The following is an 18,436-nucleotide window of genomic DNA, read 5'->3' as shown; positions in this document are numbered from 1 at the left end:
TTAGGGCAATGTTCGAATGGGGGGCATGGTTCCGGCGCGGGGGCGAAGTTATCGGGTTGGCGGCCTTAAAGCCTCACCAGGCTGCGGCGGATCGCCCACTTCTCAGGCCCGTGCACGGCGGCAAATAGAAGTCCCGCGAGGAAGCTGAAGTGGTCGATAAAGAAGCCGAATTCCGCCTGGTTATCCGTCCAGCGTGACGGGCCATGAAAGGCGAATGCCAGGAAGACGACATAAGTGCCGGCAAGCAGGCTTGCCTCCGTAAAGAAGACGCCGGTTATCAAGGCTAGCGCCAAAGCCATCTCGAAGAAGGCCGCGACCCATGCCAGGAAGCCGGCCATCGGAAAACCGGCGGAGGCGATATAGGTTGACGTGGCGCCCATGTCGGCAAACTTGAAGCCAGCCGCCATGAAGAAGATGAAGCTGAAGATAATGCGTGCGACGATCACTGCAATTGCTCTGGTCATTTGAAATCTCCTCCTGTGAGCTTTCACTATGACGGATGGCGCGTGCTGCCTCCTACACGGTGCAACAAAAAGGGCCGCTCGGCGCGACTCTTGTTGGTTCTCACCACTCGGCGAAGCTGCCGTCGGCATGACGCCAGATGGGATTGCGCCAGCGGTGGCCCTGCTTGGCGCGCTCGATGACATGGGCCTCATCGACCTCGACACCGAGACTCGGCCCTTGGGGAATGCTGACAAAGCCGTCGGCGTACTTGAAGACGTCCTTGTTGGAGATGTAGTCGAGGATATCGTTGCCCTGGTTGTAGTGAATGCCGAGGCTCTGTTCCTGGATGAAGGCGTTGTAGGAAACCGCATCGACCTGCAGGCATGCGGCAAGCGCGATCGGCCCGAGCGGGCAATGCGGGGCAACCTCCACATCATAGGCTTCCGCCATTGCCGCGATCTTGCGGCACTCGGTGATGCCACCATTTTCAGTCATGATTTGGTTCTGCTGGCCGCTTTCTTGACGGCTGCAAGATCGCGCACCGCAAGATCCAGCATCCGGTTGGCGCATTCGCGTGCCCTTTTTCGGTCGCGCATCCTGAGTGCCTCGACCAGTTCGCCGTGAAAGGCAACTGCGTCCTCGCGGTTTTTAACCGCGACATTCGAGGCGTGCAGGGCATATTTCACCGCGGCGTGAATGGCGCTCGAAAGCCGCCGGAACACCTGGTCGTGGCTGGCGGTTAGCAGCGCCGAATGGAACATGATGTCGGCATCGGTGAAGCTTTCCGGATCGTTGGCGCAATCGCGCATCTGTCGCCAGGCGCTGTCGAGATCGGCAATCTCCTGCGCCGTGCACGTGCGGCTGCGTATTCGGCGGCCGCAGGCTCGATGGTGCGCCGGGCTTCGATGATGCAGCCGAGCAGGTCGGAATCCTCGAGATGCGGTCCCATCCATTCGAGCACGTCGGCATCGAGGATGTTCCAGTCGTCCTTGTCGCAGACGGTCGTGCCGATACGCGGCTTGCCGCGCACGAGGCCTTTGGATTCCAGGATTTTCAGGGATTCGCGAACGACGGTGCGGCTGACGCAGTAGATTTCGCAGAGGTCGTTTTCGCGCGGCAGTGGCAGGCCTGCCGGATAACGGTCGCAACAGATATCCTGCGCGATCGAGGCCGTGACGTTTCGGCGAACGCGCGGGCGGCGCTCGACGCGCGGCTTTTCGCCCTCACCCTGCTGCTCGATGGAGTCCACTGACCTCTCCGCCTCTCACCTGCAAAGCAGAGCGAATCCTACTGGAAATTCGGTTTGCCAATGCGACGTCTCCTCGGCGCATGTGCACAATCCTATGCTGCAATCATCATACAAAGGCAATTTCTTGGTATGATGATTCATCGTGCAGTCAGGCGGCCGCAGGTCTCCATCGGGACCGATTTTCTTATAGCTGTCGTCTTCTGCGGATAGAGCCTTATATTGCCGTTTTGGGAGGCTTTGGCCTCTCTGCGGCGGGAAGCGGCACAAGTCCTTTCCGGATGAGTCCAATCGAAACAGGAGGACGGCATGCAGATCAATCGTACAGGTTCGGCTCAATGGTCCGGCGGCCTCAGGGATGGCAAGGGACGGATATCGACACAGAGCGGCGCGTTGAAGGAGTATCCCTATGGTTTTGCGAGCCGCTTCGAAGGTATTCCTGGCACCAATCCGGAAGAACTGATCGGCGCGGCCCATGCCGGCTGCTTCACCATGGCGCTATCGTTGATTCTCAGCGATGCGGGGCTTACGGCCGAAGAGATGGAGACTACGGCAAAGGTAACGCTCGAGAGCGTCGAAGGTGGCTTCGCGATCACCGCAATCCATCTGTCGCTGACCGGCAAGGTTCCTGGCGCCGACCAGGCGACCTTCACCGAGCTCGCCAATAAGGCGAAGGCGGGGTGCCCGGTTTCGAAGGCGCTTTCCGCCGTGCCGATCACACTCGAGGTCAAGCTGGACTGATTTCCGCAACTATTGATTTTTAAATGCCGCGAGCCGATGCCGCGGCATTTTTTTGGTGGTAACCAGAATATTGACAAATGACGCCTGATGTCTTACGAATGACGAAATTCAAAATTCGTCAGTCGTAAGTAAGGCTTCTGAAAACGCATGAATGATACCGCAGAAAACATGCTGGACAGTACGCGCCAGGAAAATGTGACGCGCATTCTCGATGCGGCAGAGCGCCTGTTCCGCCACTATGGCTACGGCAAGACGACGGTTGCCGATGTGGCGCGTGACCTCGGCATGTCGCCTGCCAATATCTACCGCTTCTTCGCCTCGAAAGTGGAAATCCACCAGGCGATCTGCGGCCGCATGCTGGCTGCCAGTTATAAGCAGGCCTACGACATCTGCCACCTGCCGATCAGCGCCTCGGAGCGCCTGCGACGATTTGTGTATGGCCAGTATCAGATGACACTGGACACCATGCTTGATGAACAGAAGGTGCACGAGATGGTCGTCGTCGCGATCGAACGCGACTGGCATGTCATTGAACGGCATATCGACAGCACTCATGAACTGATCGCCGGCGTGATCCGCGAAGGGATCGCAGCCGGTGAATTCGCCGAGCAAGATGCCGATGTTGCTTCACGCTGCTTCGGTGCGGCCACGGTGACGCTCTGCCACCCGCAGATGGTGGCGCAATGTCTTGCCAAGACCAACCGCGCGACCGTTGACGAACTCATCGAGTATTCGATCAAGGCATTGAAATAGCAGCACGGCAAGGCCGTCCAGAAACACACGAAACGATCAGGAGTGCGAAGATGGTTTCGCTCAAGACACGCAATCTGCCGTCCATTTTCAGCCTCGCGTTTGTCGGCATCATCAGCCTCGGCCTTGCCGGCTGCAGCGAGGAGGAGAAGGCAGAGACGAAGGAAATCGTCCGCCCCGTCAAGGTCGTGGAGATTGCCATGGCCGGCGAAACGCGCGCCCTCGACTATTCCGGCGCTGTAAAAGCACGCATCGAGATGAATCTCGGCTTCCGTGTTGCGGGCAAGATCACGGAGCGACTCGTCAATATCGGCGATCGGGTGAAGCCCGGAGATGTGCTCGCGCGCATCGATTCGACGGATTATCAGCTCGCGGTGAAGACGGCTGAAGCCAACTTGGCGGCGGCCGAGAAGGGCGTGCAGACGGCAGATCTCGCAAACAAGCGTGCCGGGCAGCTCTTCGACAAGAATGCCACACCGAAATCGCAGCTCGAGCAGGCTTCGCTTTCCTATGACCAAGCTGTTTCGACGCGCGATGCTGCGATCTCCTCGCTCGATCAGGCGAAGAACCAGGTAAGTTACACGGATCTGAAGGCCGATCAGAACGGCATCGTGACCGCAGTCAGCGCGGATACGGGTCAGGTCGTCGCCTCCGGTACGCCTGTCGTCGCCGTTGCCATCGACGGCGAGAAGGAAGTTCAGATCGCGGTGTCGGAAAACGATATTGCCGAATTCAAGCCGGGCAAGACGGTGAAGGCAACCTTCTGGTCAGATGACAAGCTGGTGCTTGACGGCAAGGTGCGCGAAGTTTCAGGCAGCGCCGATCAGCAGTCCCGGACCTTTTCCGTCCGCGTCAGCCTGCCAAATGATCAGCGTGTTCTGCTCGGTATGACGGCGACGATCGAGGCGGATGCTACGAACTCCGATCCCTATGTCGCGGTGCCGTTGGGCGCACTTGCCGAGAAGGATGGGAAGAAGATCGTCTGGGTCGTCGACCGCGGCGCGGCAACCGTGCACGCACGCCAAATCCACGTCGGTGATTTCACCGGCGACGGCGTCAACGTCACCGATGGCTTGAAGAGCGGGGATCTCGTTGTTGCTGCCGGAACGCAGTTCATGACCGAGAACCTGAAGGTCTCGGTGCCGGGCGAGCAGTCGGCTTCCGCCGAGCCCGCCGGCACCGTTCAATAATTGCTGTCCAGGAGAGGGAATACTGTCATGGACAACTCGACCACCGAGAAGCGCTCCTTCAATCTGTCGCGCTGGGCAATCGGTCATCCCAGCATTGCACGCTTCCTCTTCGGTTTGATCATCATCACCGGTGCGCTCGGACTGATGCGCATGGGGCAGAAGGAAGATCCGGATTTCACCTTCCGTGTCATGGTCGTGCAAGCCATGTGGCCCGGCGCCTCGATCCAGGAGATGGAGGATCAGGTCGTCAACAAGATCGAGCGCAAGCTGCAGGAAACGCCGCACCTTGATTTCGTTCGCTCTTACACCCGTGCCGGCAGCGCAATCATTACGCTGCAGGTGAAGGGCGACACGAACTCCGCGGAAGTGGCGGATGCCTTCTATCAGGTGCGCAAGAAGGTCGGCGATATTTCGAACGAGCTGCCGGAAGGCCTGCTCGGGCCCTATTTCAATGACGAATTCGGCGATACCTTCATCACACTTCATTCGATCAGCGGCGACGGCTACTCCTATCCGGAACTGAAGAAATTCGCGATCCAGGCGCGCGACATGCTGCTTTCGACGCGGGGCGTCGAGAAGGCCGTCATCATCGGTGACCAGCCGGAAAAGATCTACATCGACGTTTCCTCCAAGGCGCTTGCCGAACGGGGGCTTACGATCCTCGACCTGCAAAATGCCATCAAAGGCCAGAACACAGTCGATCCTGCCGGCTCTGTCGATACCGGGCTGCGTTCGGTGCGTATTTCCGTCGAAGGCGATGTGAAGAAGGCCGAGGATATTCGCGAACTACGCCTGCGTTCCGGCAACCAGGTGACGCGTCTCGGTGATATTGCCACCGTTACCTCTGGGCTCGAAGACCCCTATCAACGCAAATACCGTTTCAACGGGCACGAAAGCGTGCAGGTCGGCGTGGTCATGGCCAAGGGCTTCAAGGTCACGGATGTCGGCAAGGATGTCGAAGCGACCTATCAGCGCTTCGATGAATCTCTTCCCTACGGCGTTTCCGTCGACCAGATATCCAATCAGCCGGATGTGGTGACGGACGCCATCAGCGAATTCATGCATGCGCTTGGCGAAGCGCTTGTCATCGTGCTGATCGTCTCGTTCCTATCGATCGGCTGGCGATCGGGCCTCGTCATCGCGATAGCGATTCCGCTTGTGCTGGCTGCGACCTTCGCCATCATGTACGAACTCGGCATCGACCTGCAGCGCATCTCGCTCGGCGCGCTCATTATTGCGCTTGGGCTTTTGGTCGACGATGCGATGATCGTCGTCGAGATGATGGAACGAAAACTGGAAGAGGGCCTCGTGAAGATCGAGGCGGCGAGCTTCGCCTATTCCTCGACCGCCTTTCCGATGCTGACCGGTACGCTGATCACCACGGCAGGCTTCATTCCCGTTGGCTTTGCAGAATCGACGGCCGGCGAATATGTGCGCTCGCTTTTCTATGTGGTCGGCATCGCGCTCGTCGTCTCGTGGTTCGTCGCGGTCTATTTCACGCCGTGGCTGGGTTACATGATCCTCAAGCAGCGCAAGCACGCCGGCGAGCATCATGATGTCTTCGACACGCGCTTTTACCGCCGCCTGCGTACCACTGTCGCATGGGCTGTGCGCCATCGCATCATCGTGCTGGCTGCCACGCTCTTCACCTTCGCGACGAGTCTCTGGGCGTTCCAGTTCATTCCGCAGAACTTCTTCCCGCAATCTTCGCGTCCGGAAATTCTCGTCGATCTCTGGCTGCCGGAAGGGACCAGCATCAAGGAAGTCGAGACGCAGGCAAAGGCGCTCGAAGCCAAGATGATGGATGACAAGGACAAGAAGTTCATCGCCACCTATATCGGCGAGGGCGCGCCGCGCTTCTTCTTGCCGCTCGACCAGCAGCTTCGCAATCCAAACTTCGCGCAGCTCCTGATCATCGCGAATGACGAACCTGCCCGGGAGCGGCTGATCGTCAAGCTGCGTAGCATCCTTGCGGAAGATTTTCCGTCGATCCGCGGCAAGGTCGACCGTCTCTTCCTCGGTCCGCCGACGGGCTGGCCCGTGCAAATGCGCGTCATGGGACCGGATCGCCAGGAGGTTCGCCGTATCGCCGATCAGGTGAAGGCGAAGTTTGCCGAAAATCCGCAGCTCGGCGCCGTCCACGACGATTGGCTGGAGCCGGTGCCGGCCATGAAGCTGGTGATCGACCAGGATCGTGCCCGCGCCCTCGGCGTTACTTCGCAGCGCGTCCGCCAGACGCTGCAGACCGCCGTGTCCGGCACGTCGCTTGACGACTTCCGCGACGGCGAAGAGACGGTCTCGATCGTCGCCCGGGAGCCGGATTCCAGCCGTTCGCTGCTGTCGGCCGTCAATTCGGTCTATGTCCCGACCGACTTCGGAGGCTTTGTTCCGGTCTCGCAGGTCGCCAAGGTCGTCCCCGTCATGGAACAAGGCGTCGAATGGCGGCGTGACCGCCTGCCGACGATCACCGTCCGCGGGACGCTGCCAGACGGCATCCAGCCGAACGACGTGGCGATGAAGATGTATGCCGATATGAAGGGCCTGCGCGACAGCCTGCCTGCCGGCTACAAGATCGAAATCCAGGGCGGTGCGGAAGATGCGGCTGAAAGTCAGGCTTCGATCGCTGCCAAAGCGCCGATCATGCTCGTCGTCATCGTCCTGCTGCTGATGGCGCAGTTGCAGCATTTCGGCAAGGCGATGCTGGTGCTGGCGACCGGCCCGCTCGGCATCATCGGTGCCTCTGCCGCACTGCTGATCAGCGGCGCGCCCTTCGGCTTCGTCGCGATCCTCGGCGTGATTGCGCTGCTCGGCATCATCATCCGCAACTCGATCATCCTCGTCGACCAGATCGACCAGGATATCAAGGCGGGCATGCACCGGGAGGAGGCGATCGTGGGTGCGGCCGTGCGCCGTTTCCGGCCGATCATGCTGACGGCGCTGACGGCAGTTCTCGCCCTTATCCCGATCTCCCGCGGCGTCTTCTGGGGTCCGCTCGCCTACGCGATGATGGGCGGCATTCTGGTTGCGACCGTGCTGACCATCCTCGTGCTACCAGCGGGTTATGCCCTCTTCTTCGGCCGCGAGCCGAAGACGAAGGAAACGGAGACCGAATATGCCAATGCCAACCAGGAAGAGGCGGATGACCATCATCCGCCGGCATTGGCAGCAGAGTGAAAATGGCGGGTGAAAGCCCCGCCATTTTCATTTTCCAATCAACCCACTCAAAATGCTCTTAAAACCGCTTCCGCTTTCAGGCCCAGAAGAGCCGCGCCGATGAGGCCTGGCTCTAAACGGCATTCGCTGCGCACGATCAGCGGCNGGTCGAACCTGCGCAGCGTGCGGCTTCTTACGGCCCTGTCGAGTTCGGCAAGCAGCGGCTCGACATTGGAAAGTCCGCCGCCGACCGGAACGATGGTCGCGCCGGTGATATTGACGGTGAGTGCCAAGGGCGAGGCGACGAGATCGGTATAGATGTCGATTGTGCTCGTCGCCTTTTCCTCACCCCGCTGCCATTGCGCGATGATTTCCTCGCTGGGGAAGTCGAGGTCGTGCAGCGTCTTGTGAAGCCGCTCGAGGCCGCGGGCGCCGCCGACTGTATCGACGCAGCCCTTCTGGCCGCAGCCGCAGGGAAGGGCTGGGATTTTCACGGGGGGATTGCCGGCTTCGCAGGCGAGGATCGGGCCGTGGCCCCATTCGCCGGCGAAACCGCCCGAGGCGTTGACGAGCCGGCCGTCGGAAACGAGCCCGCCGCCGACGCCAGTGCCGAGGATCGCGCCGAAGACGATGCGGTGGCCGCGCCCGGCGCCGAGTTCGGCTTCGGCCATGGCGAAGCAATCGGCGTCGTTGGCAATCAGCACCGGAAAACCAAGTTCGGCCTCCAGATCAGCCGCAAGGCTGCGGTCGTGAACGCAGGGAATGTTGGCGCATGTCAGACGTTGCGTATCCGGATCGACGACGCCGGCAATCGAGAAGGCAAGGCACGAAGGTGTTTCGCCAGTCTCTGCTATGAAACTACGGATCGTCTCGGTGAAAGCAGCAAAATCATCCTTCGGCGTCGGACGGCGACCCATAGGAACGATATCCGTTTCCGAGCGTGCGATACCGCCTTTGATCGCCGAACCGCCGATGTCGAGTGAGATGATCATGCTTTTCTGCCCCGAAAGTTTCCGCGTCTGCTTGCACCCTTCGGGCCGATTTGCAAGTCCTTTGCCGGCAGGTTCACCTTCGCCTCGAAGCCGGAAGTCTCGTCGCTTGCCGGGGAGAGGAGTTCCAGCGTGCCGCCCATCTGGGAGACAATGCGGTCGGCGATCGCAAGGCCCAGGCCGGAACCGGATGCGCTGGTCGCGCCGCGCCGGAAGCGCTTCTTGAGACCAGTAAGATCGGCCTCCGGGATTGCAGGGCCGCCATTGACGACACGGATGGTCCCGGCCTTATCCAGGCTGACCGTGGCGGGCCGATCCTGGTCGCCATGAAGCAGCGCGTTTTCGATGAGGTTGCGCATGACGATGCCGAAGGCATCCATGTCTGCATAACGGACAAGCGTTGCTCCGGCGTCGGGCATATAGTTGATACGCCCCTTGGTGCGGCTGTCGCGCTCGTAGTCGCTGACGATCATCTCCAGCACTTTGCTGAGGTCGGCGGCTTTGTCGCTGGCACCGATGCCGGCTTCGGCGCGTGAAAGCTGCAGCAGTTTTTCGGCAAGGCGGCCGAGATCGACGAGCGAGCTTTCGACCTGCCGCGCCCGCGTCCTGGCGGCACCGGCCGACAGTTCTTCGGCCAAGCGCTGCGTCTGTGCCAGCGCGCCGGCAATCGGCGTGCGGAGCTCGTGAGCGCTGTTAGCGGTAAATTCGCGTTCCGCTTCGAGGGCCGACCGGAGACGGGCGAGCAGAAGATTGACCGAGCGAGCGATCGGCTTGATTTCTTTCGGCAACTCGTCGCCTTCAACCGCTGCCATATTGCCGCTGTCCTTGGTGGCGATGTCCCGGCGTAGCATTTCGATCGGTCTCAGCGCCCGACCAAGGATGAGCCAGATGGCCAAGATACTCGCCGGGATCAGCACGATCAGTGGAAGCAGCAGCGTGACGGCGCTTTCGCGCACGGCTTCGCGGCGATTGCCGAGGCGATCGGCGACCTGCATGAACAGGGCGCCGTCAGCGGTCGCTTCGGTATAGATGCGCTGGCGATCGTTGTTGTGGAAACCGCGGACGAGTGGCGCATCGAAAGGTTCAGGCGAAGCGTTATTGGACCGCAGAACGACGTTTCCGTCCTTGTCGCGTACCTGATAGGTCAGATATTCGCGGCTGGCTGGCGTATTCAAAATTGCGACGCCGGAAGGGTCCGTTTCGGCGCGAGGGTTCAGGTCGTCGACGATCAGCGCCAAAAGGCGCTGGGCCGTCTCCTGCTGGGCGCTGTCGAAAAGCTCGTCGAATTCGTGCTGCATTACCTGGATGCCGAGCCCGATCGCGGCGAGCCAGAAGATCACCATGGCACTTGTGAGCGCCAGGATGAGCCGGCGCGTGATGCTCGGTTCGCGTTTCATGCTTCCGCCAGCGTGTAGCCGATGCCGCGGGCGGTCTTGATCCTGTCGCGACCGATCTTCTTGCGCAGCCGGCTGACATAGACCTCAACCGTATTGCTTTCGATCTCCGAGCCGAAGGCATAAAGGGCTTCCTCGATCCGGTCCTTCGGCACAATTGCGCCCGGACGGGCGATGAGCAGATCGAGCACAGCCCATTCGCGGCTCGTCAGCACGACCGGCTCGCCGGCGATGGCAAGCCTGTGCTGCGGCCGGTCGATCTCGATATCGGCAATGCGGATGATAGTCCTTGGATTGGCGTCGTAGCGGCGCGCGACAGCCATGATGCGGGCCTGCAATTCTCCGAGATCGAACGGCTTGACGAGGTAGTCGTCGGCGCCGGCGTTCAGTCCCTCGATGCGATCGGAAATCTGGTCGCGCGCAGTGAGGATTATCACCGGCATTGCCATGCCGTTGTCACGCAACCGTTTCAGGAAATCGATGCCTCTGCCGTCGGGAAGCTGCAGATCAAGCAGGATCAGACCGTAGTCGACGGAGCCTGCAGCGGCTTCAGCATCGCCGATCGTACACATCCAGTCGATCGCATGACCGGCCGCTGCAACGTGATCGCGCACCGCTTCCCCAATCATCCCGTCGTCTTCAACCAAAAGAATGCGCACGCAATGTCTCCTTGCCAAGAGCAGTAGCGCTGCTTTTTGCTGAGGGTCAAGCGAGGGGTGCCGGCGAAAAATCGCCATGTAATGGCCGTGATCCAGAACCCCCACGGCCATGATGGCGGCGCATTCGACAGAGAAGATTCACACTGGGATGGTATTAGTCGCAAGCCGACGATCCGGGACGCTATGACAATCGAGGAAATGGAGACATCACGCAGGCGTTTTATCAGGAGTTCGCGCCCGAGGGGGCGACGGCTCTCGGCCATCCTGAGGCAGCTTGCGGGCGACAGGAGCCGTGAGCGCATTTCGATCGGCGATCTTTTCGAGGTGATGGGCGACCGTGCGACCGGTGCGCTCATGCTGGTCTTTGCCATTCCCAATCTGGTGCCGACGCCGCCGGGAACCTCCGCAATCCTCGGTGCGCCACTACTCTTTCTCGCAGCGCAGCTGACATTCGGGCTGAAGCCATGGTTACCGAAGGTCATTGCCGGCCGCTCGATGAAGCGCGAGGATTTCGAAGCGATCGTCTCGCGCATCCACCGTTGGCTCACCTTTGCCGAGCGCATGCTGCAGCCGCGGCTTTCTTTCCTCGTCGAGCCACCTGCCGAATACCTTGTGGGCTTTCTCTGCCTAGTTCTTGCGGTCATCCTGACGCTGCCGATCCCGCTCGGCAACATCCTGCCGGCTTTTACCATCTGCCTGTTTTCCTTCGGCATATTGGGCAAGGACGGTCTCTTTTCGGCGTTTGGAATGGTCATGGCCGGTATTTCACTGACCGTCGTTGGCGGTGTGATCTACGGCCTTATCAAGGCTGCGATCTTCTTCGTCACAAACTGGTTCGCCTGAGCGAATTTTCGCTCATACGGCGTTGCATTTTCTCAATGCACTCGACTTTTGCTCAATTTTGTTCTGATCTGGCGCGGCACAGACTCAAAGATATTCGTCCGGCAGAAAGCCGGCCCATTTTACGCGCGGTAGACCTCAATGGCGAAAAGAACCGAGACACCTGGACGGCTGGACGACGCAGCGCGTGCGGGCTGGCTTTATTACGTGGCTGGGCGCACGCAGGACGAGATCGCCTCTGCGATGGGTATCTCGCGGCAATCAGCTCAGCGCCTGGTGTCGCTGGCGGTCGCCGAAAAACTCATCAAAGTGCGGCTCGATCATCCAATTGCTGCCTGCCTCGAGCTCGCCAACCAGCTGCGCAAGAAATTCGACCTCAAGCATGTCGAGGTCGTGCCGAGCGATCCGGGGTCTTCATCGAGGACGGTCGGCATCGCCGAAGCGGCGGCTGCTGAGATCGAGCGATGGCTCAAGCGGCCGGATCCGATCGTGCTCGCGGTTGGAACCGGCCGCACGCTGAAAGCTGCCGTCGATCAGCTGCCGACGATCGAATGTCCGAATCATCGCATCGTTTCGCTGACGGGCAACATCACGCCGGACGGATCAGCCGCCTATTACAATGTCATCTTCAGCATGGCGGATGCGGTGAAGGCGCGGCACTTCCCGATGCCGCTGCCGGTGCTCGTCACTTCGGCCAAGGAGCGTGAATTGCTCCATGGCCAGCAACTGGTGCGCTACACGCTTGCAATCAGCGCACAAGCCGATGTGACCTTTGTCGGTATTGGCGAACTGGGCATCGACGGCCCACTCTGCGTCGACGGCTTCCTGGAGAAGGACGAGATGATGGAGCTGATGCGCGAGGGGGCCGTCGGCGAAATCTGCGGCTGGATTTTCGACGAGCAGGGCAGGCTTCTCGATAATCCGATCAACGAGCGCGTCGCGTCGGCCTCGATTCCTTCACGCGAAACCTCGACAGTCATTGGAATCGCCAAAGGCAAGCGCAAATTCAAGGCGATAAGGGCCGCAATTGTTGGCCGTCAAATCAACAGTCTGATCACAGATGAACAGACTGCCGATTTTTTGCTCACGTCTTGAGCAAAAAATATCAAATTTAAAATCAATGAGATAGCTTGTCGTTTCGCAATCGCAGCAACGATTCTAATTGACATTCCATGCTCTGTCGTGAGTAATTGCTCACGAGCAAAGCGAATGCTCATACCCATCTTCTGGGAGGAAGATATGACATTGAGAACTATTCTGCTGGGCGCCTGCTCAGCATTGGCGTTTGCGGGCATGGCTTCGGCGGAAACGCTGACGATCGCGACCGTCAACAACGGCGACATGATCCGGATGCAGAAGCTGACGGATGACTTCAAGGCGAAGAATCCCGACATCGACCTTGAATGGGTTACCCTCGAAGAGAACGTTCTGCGTCAGAAGGTCACGACTGACATCGCGACCAAGGGCGGCCAGTACGACGTTCTGACGATCGGCACTTATGAGGTCCCGATCTGGGCAAAGCAGAGCTGGCTCCAGCCGCTCGACAACCTGGGCGCCGACTATGACGCCGATGACCTGCTGCCGGCCATTCGCAGCGGCCTGACTGTAGACGGCAAGCTCTATGCGGCGCCGTTTTACGGTGAAAGCTCGATGGTCATGTATCGGAAGGACCTCTTCGACGCCGCCGGTTTGAAGATGCCCGACGCGCCGACCTGGGACTTCATCGCCGACGCTGCGAAGAAGATCACCGACAAGGATAAGGAAATCTACGGCATCTGCCTGCGCGGCAAAGCCGGCTGGGGCGAAAACATGGCCTTCCTGACGGCGATGTCGAACTCCTTCGGCGCCCGCTGGTTTGATGAGAGCTGGAAACCCCAGTTCGACCAGCCGGAGTGGAAGGACACGCTCACCTTCTACGTCGACCTGATGAAGGAAGCCGGCCCTCCCGGCGCTTCATCGAACGGCTTCAACGAAAACCTGGCGCTCTTCCAGACCGGCAAGTGCGGCATGTGGATCGACGCCACCGTTGCGGCCTCCTTCGTCAGCAACCCGAAGGAATCGAAGGTTGCCGACAAGGTCGGTTTTGCACTGGCGCCCGACAAGGGTCTCGGCAAGCGTGGCAACTGGTTGTGGGCCTGGAGCCTTGCCATCCCGGCGAGCTCGCAGAAGGTCGAAGCAGCTGAGAAGTTCGTCGCCTGGGCAACGAGCAAGGATTACACCAAGCTCGTCGCCGAGAAGGAAGGCTGGCTGAACGCACCTCCCGGCACGCGTACCTCGCTCTATGAGAACGCGGAATACCAGAAGGCTGCGGCTTTCGCGAAGATGACGCTGGACTCCATCAATGCGGCTGACCCGACAAAGCCCACCGTAAAGCCGGTTCCCTATGTCGGCGTCCAGTTTGTGGCGATCCCGGAATTCCAGGGCATCGGCACGGCCGTCGGCCAGCAGTTCTCCGCGGCTCTCGCCGGCCAGGTCTCGGTCGACCAAGCGCTGCAGAGCGCGCAGCAACTGACGACCCGCGAAATGACCAAGGCTGGTTACATCAAATAATAACCTCCTGAGACGGTGGGATTGTTGACCTCCCACCCCTCTGGGCCGCCGAATGCCCGAATAGCGTCGGCGGCCCCTTTTTCTTAGCTGCCCTGCAGCCAGACGCCCCTCGAAACAGGATCGGTCATCGCCATGGCAACGTTACACACCCGCTCCGCAGCGCGAATGATGATCGCACCGTCCGTCGTGCTTCTCTTCGCCTGGATGATCGTCCCGCTTGCGATGACGATCTACTTCTCACTGTTGAACTACAACCTTCTCAGCCCGGGAATGGAGAGCTTCGTCGGCTTTTTGAACTACAGCTACTTCCTGTCCGATCCGGCCTTTTTCGCAGCGCTCACCAATACGCTGCTTTTGGTGCTCGGCGTGCTGATCATCACCGTGGTCGGCGGTATCGCCTTCGCCTTGCTGCTCGACCAGGACATCTATGGCCAGGGCATCGTGCGCATCCTGGTGATTGCACCGTTCTTCGTCATGCCGACGGTGGCAGCGCTTGTCTGGAAGAACATGTTCATGAACCCGGTCAACGGGCTCTTTGCGCATCTTGCCAAGGCGCTCGGACTGCAGCCCTATGACTGGCTGGCAAACGCACCGTTGTTCTCGATCATTCTGATCGTCGCCTGGCAGTGGCTGCCGTTTGCGACGCTGATCCTGCTCACGTCTCTGCAGTCGCTGGACGAGGAGCAGAAGGAAGCTGCCGAAATGGATGGCGCCGGCGCGATATCGAGATTCATCTATATCATTCTGCCGCATATGGCGCGCGCCATCACGGTGGTGATCCTGATCCAGACGATCTTCCTGCTCTCGGTCTTTGCCGAAATCCTGGTTACCACCAATGGCGGCCCGGGCACGCAGAGCACGAACCTGACCTACCTCGTCTATGCGCAGGCGCTTCTTCAGTTCGATATCGGCGGCGCTTCGGCGGGCGGTATCATTGCGGTCATCCTCGCCAACATCGTCGCGATCTTCCTTGTCCGCCTTGTCGGCAAGAATCTGGAGGCTTGAGATGGCTAGAAAAGTCACAACGCAACGCAAGGTGATCATGACGGCGATCGCCTGGACGCTGGCAATCCTGATCTTCTTCCCGATCCTGTGGACGTTTCTTACGAGCTTCAAGTCGGAGGCCGACGCGATTGCCTCGCCGCCGCAGTTCCTGTTCTTCCACTGGACGACGGAAAGTTATGCGGAGGTGCAGAGCCGGTCGAACTATCTCGGCCACTTCATGAATTCGGTGATCATTTCCTTCGGCTCGACGCTGATCGGCCTCATCATCGCGATCCCTGCCGCCTGGGCCATGGCATTCTCGCCGACCAAGCGGACCAAGGACGTGCTGATGTGGATGCTGTCGACGAAGATGATGCCGCCGGTCGGCGCGCTGATTCCGATCTACCTGATGTTCCGCAATTTCGGCCTGCTCGACAGCCGGATGGGACTGGTGATCGTGCTGACGCTGATCAACTTGCCGATCATCGTCTGGATGCTCTACACCTACTTCAAGGAAATCCCTGGCGAAATCCTCGAGGCGGCGCGCATGGACGGCGCATCGCTCGCCAAGGAAATCATCTACGTGCTGACGCCGATGGCGATACCGGGCATTGCCTCGACGCTCCTCCTCAACATCATACTGGCCTGGAACGAAGCCTTCTGGACGCTGAACCTCAGCGCCTCGAAAGCCGCGCCGCTGACGGCATTCATCGCCTCCTACTCCAGCCCCGAAGGTCTGTTCTACGCCAAGCTTTCGGCAGCATCGACAATGGCAATCGCGCCGATCCTGATCCTCGGCTGGTTCTCACAAAAACAACTCGTCCGCGGCCTGACCTTCGGCGCGGTGAAATAAGACATCAGGGAGAGAAACATGGGCAGCATTACCCTTCAGAGCGTTTCGAAGGTCTTCGGCGAAGCCAAGGTCATCCCTTCGATCGATCTCGACATCCGGGACGGCGAATTCGTCGTCTTCGTCGGCCCGTCGGGCTGCGGCAAGTCCACGTTGCTCAGGCTGATCGCCGGGCTGGAGGACGTTTCCGGCGGCAAGATCGTCATCGACGGCAAGGACGCGACCGAAAAGGCGCCATCCGAGCGCGGGCTTGCGATGGTGTTCCAATCCTATGCGCTTTATCCGCATATGAGCGTGCGCAACAATATCGCCTTCCCATTGAAGATGGCGGGCATGGACAAGACCGAGATCGACAGGAAGGTAAGCGATGCCGCACGCGTCCTGAACCTGACGGATTACCTGGAGCGCAAGCCGCGCCAGCTTTCCGGTGGCCAGCGGCAGCGTGTCGCGATCGGTCGCGCCATCGTGCGCCAGCCATCGGCCTTCCTCTTCGACGAGCCGTTATCGAACCTCGATGCCGCACTTCGCGTCAACATGCGCATCGAAATCAGCGAACTGCACCAGCAATTGAAGACGACGATGGTCTACGTCACCCACGACCAGGTGGAAGCCATGACAATGGCCGACAAGATCGTCGTGCTGAACCGCGGCAACATCGAGCAGGTGGGCTCGCCGCTGGAGCTCTACAAGAGCCCGCGCAATCTCTTCGTTGCCGGTTTCATCGGCTCGCCGAAGATGAATTTCATCACCGGTCAGAATGCGGCTGCGCTGAATGCGCATACGATCGGCGTGCGTCCGGAGCATGTGCTGCTTTCGACCGAAAGCGGCGACTGGAAGGGCAGGGTGATCGTCGCCGAGCATCTCGGCTCCGACACGTTCCTGCATATCGACGTCGATGGTATCGGCTCGGTTACTGCACGCGGTGGCGGCGATTTCCCGGCCAAGGCCGGGGACACCGTCTACCTGACGCCCGACAAGACGCGTATCCATAAATTCAACGAGGGCGGTCTCGCCATCTGAGACAAATGCCGGGCGGGGTGAGAATGCAGGCCGGGCAAAGCGTCCGGTTTGCTGAGCGCAGAGCGGCCGATCCGCTTCGCAAGACCTCAAGAGGACTGAAACATGACGTGCAAATTATCGCTGGCAACGCTTACCGATGCGGCTAAAACGGCCGAAATCCCGGCTTATGACCGAGCGTCGCTTACGGCCGGCATCGTGCACTTCGGCGTTGGCAATTTCCACCGCGCCCACCAGGCCATCTACCTCGATGATCTTTTCAATCAAGGAAAGGATCACGACTGGGCCATCATCGGCGCAGGCATGCTGCCTTCCGACGCCGCAATGCGCGAGAAGCTTGCCGCGCAGGACTTCCTGACGACGGTCGTGGAGCAGGACAACAACAAGACGGCGGCGCGTGTCACGGGGCCGATGGTCGACATCCTGCCGGTCGGCGATTCCGGAGCCATCGTCGCCAAGCTCTCCGATCCTGCAATCCGCATTGTCTCGCTGACGATCACCGAGGGCGGGTACTTCATCGACGCGTCCGGCAAATTCAATCCATCGCATCCGGCGATTGCTGCGGACGGAAAAAACCCGTCCGAGCCGAAAACCGTTTTCGGCCTTATCGTTGCCGGTCTCAAGGCACGCAAGGAAAAGGGCATCGTGCCCTTCACCGTTATGTCCTGCGACAACATTCCGCATAACGGTGCCGTCACCAGAAACGCCGTCTTGGGTATGGCGGAGCTTTCCGATCCGGCGTTTGCCGTGTGGATCAAGGCGAATGTCGCCTTCCCGAATGCCATGGTCGATCGCATTACGCCGGCAACGGGCCAGCGCGAGATCGATTTGCTGACGGATACTTTCGGTATTGAAGACAACTGGCCCGTCTATTGTGAAGAGTTCAAGCAGTGGGTGCTGGAAGACAAGTTTACTGCCGGACGGCCAGCGCTCGATAAAGTCGGCGTCACCTTTGTGCCGGATGTCACGCCTTACGAGCATATGAAGATACGCATCCTCAATGGCGGCCATGCGGCGATCGCGTATCCGGCGGCGTTGATGGACATCCATTTCGTGCATGACGCGATGGAAGAGCCGCTGATCCGCGCCTTCCTCGCCAAGCTCGAAAACGACGAGATCATCCCGATCGTGCCGCCGGTGCCGAATACGTCGCTCAAGGATTATTTCGCGCTGATCGAACACCGTCTTCTGAACCCGAAGATCGCCGACACGATCCCGCGCCTGGCGCAGGACGGTTCGAACCGTCAGCCGAAATTCATCCTGCCATCCACGCTCGACAATCTGCGCCAGGGCAAGGATGTCGTCGGCCTTTCGCTGGTTTCGGCTCTCTGGTGCCGTTACTTCGCGGGCACGACCGACAGCGGCAAGGAGATCGTTTTCAACGATGCTAGTGCCGACCGGCTCCATGCCGCCGCGCTGAAGGCAAAGGACGATCCGGCGGCGTTCCTCGTCTTCGACGACATTTTCGGCGAGGTGTCGCAATCCGAGTTGTTCCGCAAGCGTTTTGCACATGCCCTGAAAACACTGTGGGAAAAGGGGACCCGCGCGACCTTGCAGCTCTATCTCGACGGCAAGCTTGCAGTGTAGGAAATCAACATGGCGGCAATTCCTGCCGCCATTGATCCGGCT

The 18,436-nt window shown here is 59.8% G+C and carries 15 protein-coding genes and 2 pseudogenes; 11 read left to right on the top strand and 6 right to left on the bottom strand.

Translation table 11 applies throughout. The features are described from left to right. Positions 1 to 65 precede the first annotated feature (65 nt). The 3 genes and pseudogenes from A3C3_RS0118050 to A3C3_RS41630 all read right to left on the bottom strand — a co-directional run bounded on the left by A3C3_RS0118050 (position 66) and on the right by A3C3_RS41630 (position 1,693). Positions 66 to 464: a DoxX family protein gene (locus A3C3_RS0118050; RefSeq protein WP_022715982.1), complete on the bottom strand. Its 399-nt coding sequence runs from the start codon at positions 462 to 464 to the stop codon at positions 66 to 68. Positions 465 to 564: 100 nt separating this feature from the next. Continuing rightward, positions 565 to 939, bottom strand: a pseudogene (locus A3C3_RS38655) (enolase C-terminal domain-like protein); the annotation flags it as partial. After that, positions 936 to 1,693: pseudogene (locus A3C3_RS41630) on the bottom strand (FadR/GntR family transcriptional regulator). The pseudogenes A3C3_RS41630 and A3C3_RS38655, both read right to left, overlap by 4 nt. A 306-nt stretch (positions 1,694 to 1,999) precedes the next feature. Between A3C3_RS41630 and A3C3_RS0118035 the strand changes: the two are divergent. From A3C3_RS0118035 to A3C3_RS0118020, 4 genes are all read left to right on the top strand, one after another. Next, a complete protein-coding gene (locus A3C3_RS0118035) occupies positions 2,000 to 2,431 on the top strand; it encodes an OsmC family protein (protein WP_022715980.1) in 432 nt (143 codons plus the stop codon). Positions 2,432 to 2,578: 147 nt separating this feature from the next. After that, on the top strand, positions 2,579 to 3,184 hold the full coding sequence (locus tag A3C3_RS0118030) for a TetR/AcrR family transcriptional regulator (protein ID WP_022715979.1): 606 nt from the start codon (positions 2,579 to 2,581) through the stop codon (positions 3,182 to 3,184). Positions 3,185 to 3,234: 50 nt separating this feature from the next. Then, positions 3,235 to 4,371 carry an efflux RND transporter periplasmic adaptor subunit gene (locus A3C3_RS0118025; protein WP_022715978.1) on the top strand — a complete coding sequence of 379 codons (1,137 nt, stop codon included), beginning with the start codon at positions 3,235 to 3,237 and terminating at the stop codon, positions 4,369 to 4,371. 27 nt (positions 4,372 to 4,398) lie between these two features. Further along, positions 4,399 to 7,545: an efflux RND transporter permease subunit gene (locus A3C3_RS0118020; RefSeq protein WP_022715977.1), complete on the top strand. Its 3,147-nt coding sequence runs from the start codon at positions 4,399 to 4,401 to the stop codon at positions 7,543 to 7,545. Positions 7,546 to 7,592: 47 nt separating this feature from the next. On the opposite strand, the gene A3C3_RS0118015 is transcribed toward A3C3_RS0118020, so the two are convergent. From A3C3_RS0118015 to A3C3_RS0118005, 3 genes are read right to left on the bottom strand one after another with little or no spacing between them, the layout of a single operon-like run. Beyond that, the gene (locus tag A3C3_RS0118015; RefSeq protein WP_022715976.1) at positions 7,593 to 8,516 is read right to left on the bottom strand and encodes an ROK family protein; all 924 of its coding nucleotides are present in this window, start codon (positions 8,514 to 8,516) and stop codon (positions 7,593 to 7,595) included. Then, positions 8,513 to 9,910: a sensor histidine kinase gene (locus A3C3_RS38645; RefSeq protein ID WP_022715975.1), complete on the bottom strand. Its 1,398-nt coding sequence runs from the start codon at positions 9,908 to 9,910 to the stop codon at positions 8,513 to 8,515. The genes A3C3_RS0118015 and A3C3_RS38645 overlap by 4 nt, the downstream gene beginning before the upstream one ends. Next, entirely contained in the window at positions 9,907 to 10,566 is a 660-nt protein-coding gene (locus tag A3C3_RS0118005) for a response regulator (RefSeq protein ID WP_022715974.1), read from the bottom strand. The genes A3C3_RS38645 and A3C3_RS0118005 overlap by 4 nt, the downstream gene beginning before the upstream one ends. A gap of 264 nt (positions 10,567 to 10,830) precedes the next feature. On the opposite strand from A3C3_RS0118005, the gene A3C3_RS0118000 reads away from it, so the two are divergent. The 7 genes from A3C3_RS0118000 to A3C3_RS0117970 all read left to right on the top strand — a co-directional run bounded on the left by A3C3_RS0118000 (position 10,831) and on the right by A3C3_RS0117970 (position 18,394). Then, positions 10,831 to 11,409: an exopolysaccharide biosynthesis protein gene (locus tag A3C3_RS0118000; protein ID WP_028739756.1), complete on the top strand. Its 579-nt coding sequence runs from the start codon at positions 10,831 to 10,833 to the stop codon at positions 11,407 to 11,409. Between the two features lie 138 nt (positions 11,410 to 11,547). Further along, a complete protein-coding gene (locus tag A3C3_RS0117995; protein ID WP_022715972.1) occupies positions 11,548 to 12,501 on the top strand; it encodes a sugar-binding transcriptional regulator in 954 nt (317 codons plus the stop codon). A gap of 144 nt (positions 12,502 to 12,645) precedes the next feature. Then, complete coding sequence (locus tag A3C3_RS0117990) at positions 12,646 to 13,956, top strand: ABC transporter substrate-binding protein (protein ID WP_028739755.1); 1,311 nt, start codon at positions 12,646 to 12,648, stop codon at positions 13,954 to 13,956. 132 nt (positions 13,957 to 14,088) lie between these two features. Continuing rightward, complete coding sequence (locus A3C3_RS0117985) at positions 14,089 to 14,961, top strand: carbohydrate ABC transporter permease (RefSeq protein ID WP_028739754.1); 873 nt, start codon at positions 14,089 to 14,091, stop codon at positions 14,959 to 14,961. Between the two features lies 1 nt (position 14,962). Next, complete coding sequence (locus tag A3C3_RS0117980; RefSeq protein ID WP_022715969.1) at positions 14,963 to 15,793, top strand: carbohydrate ABC transporter permease; 831 nt, start codon at positions 14,963 to 14,965, stop codon at positions 15,791 to 15,793. Positions 15,794 to 15,811: 18 nt separating this feature from the next. Further along, positions 15,812 to 16,810 carry an ABC transporter ATP-binding protein gene (locus A3C3_RS0117975; RefSeq protein ID WP_022715968.1) on the top strand — a complete coding sequence of 333 codons (999 nt, stop codon included), beginning with the start codon at positions 15,812 to 15,814 and terminating at the stop codon, positions 16,808 to 16,810. 102 nt (positions 16,811 to 16,912) lie between these two features. Then, positions 16,913 to 18,394 carry a mannitol dehydrogenase family protein gene (locus A3C3_RS0117970; RefSeq protein ID WP_022715967.1) on the top strand — a complete coding sequence of 494 codons (1,482 nt, stop codon included), beginning with the start codon at positions 16,913 to 16,915 and terminating at the stop codon, positions 18,392 to 18,394. Positions 18,395 to 18,436 lie beyond the last annotated feature (42 nt).

Source organism: Rhizobium mongolense USDA 1844, assembly GCF_000419765.1.
In the GTDB taxonomy this organism is placed as follows: domain Bacteria; phylum Pseudomonadota; class Alphaproteobacteria; order Rhizobiales; family Rhizobiaceae; genus Rhizobium; species Rhizobium mongolense.
Note: the sequence above shows the minus strand (reverse complement) of the source record. Positions and strands in the feature narration are given on the sequence as shown.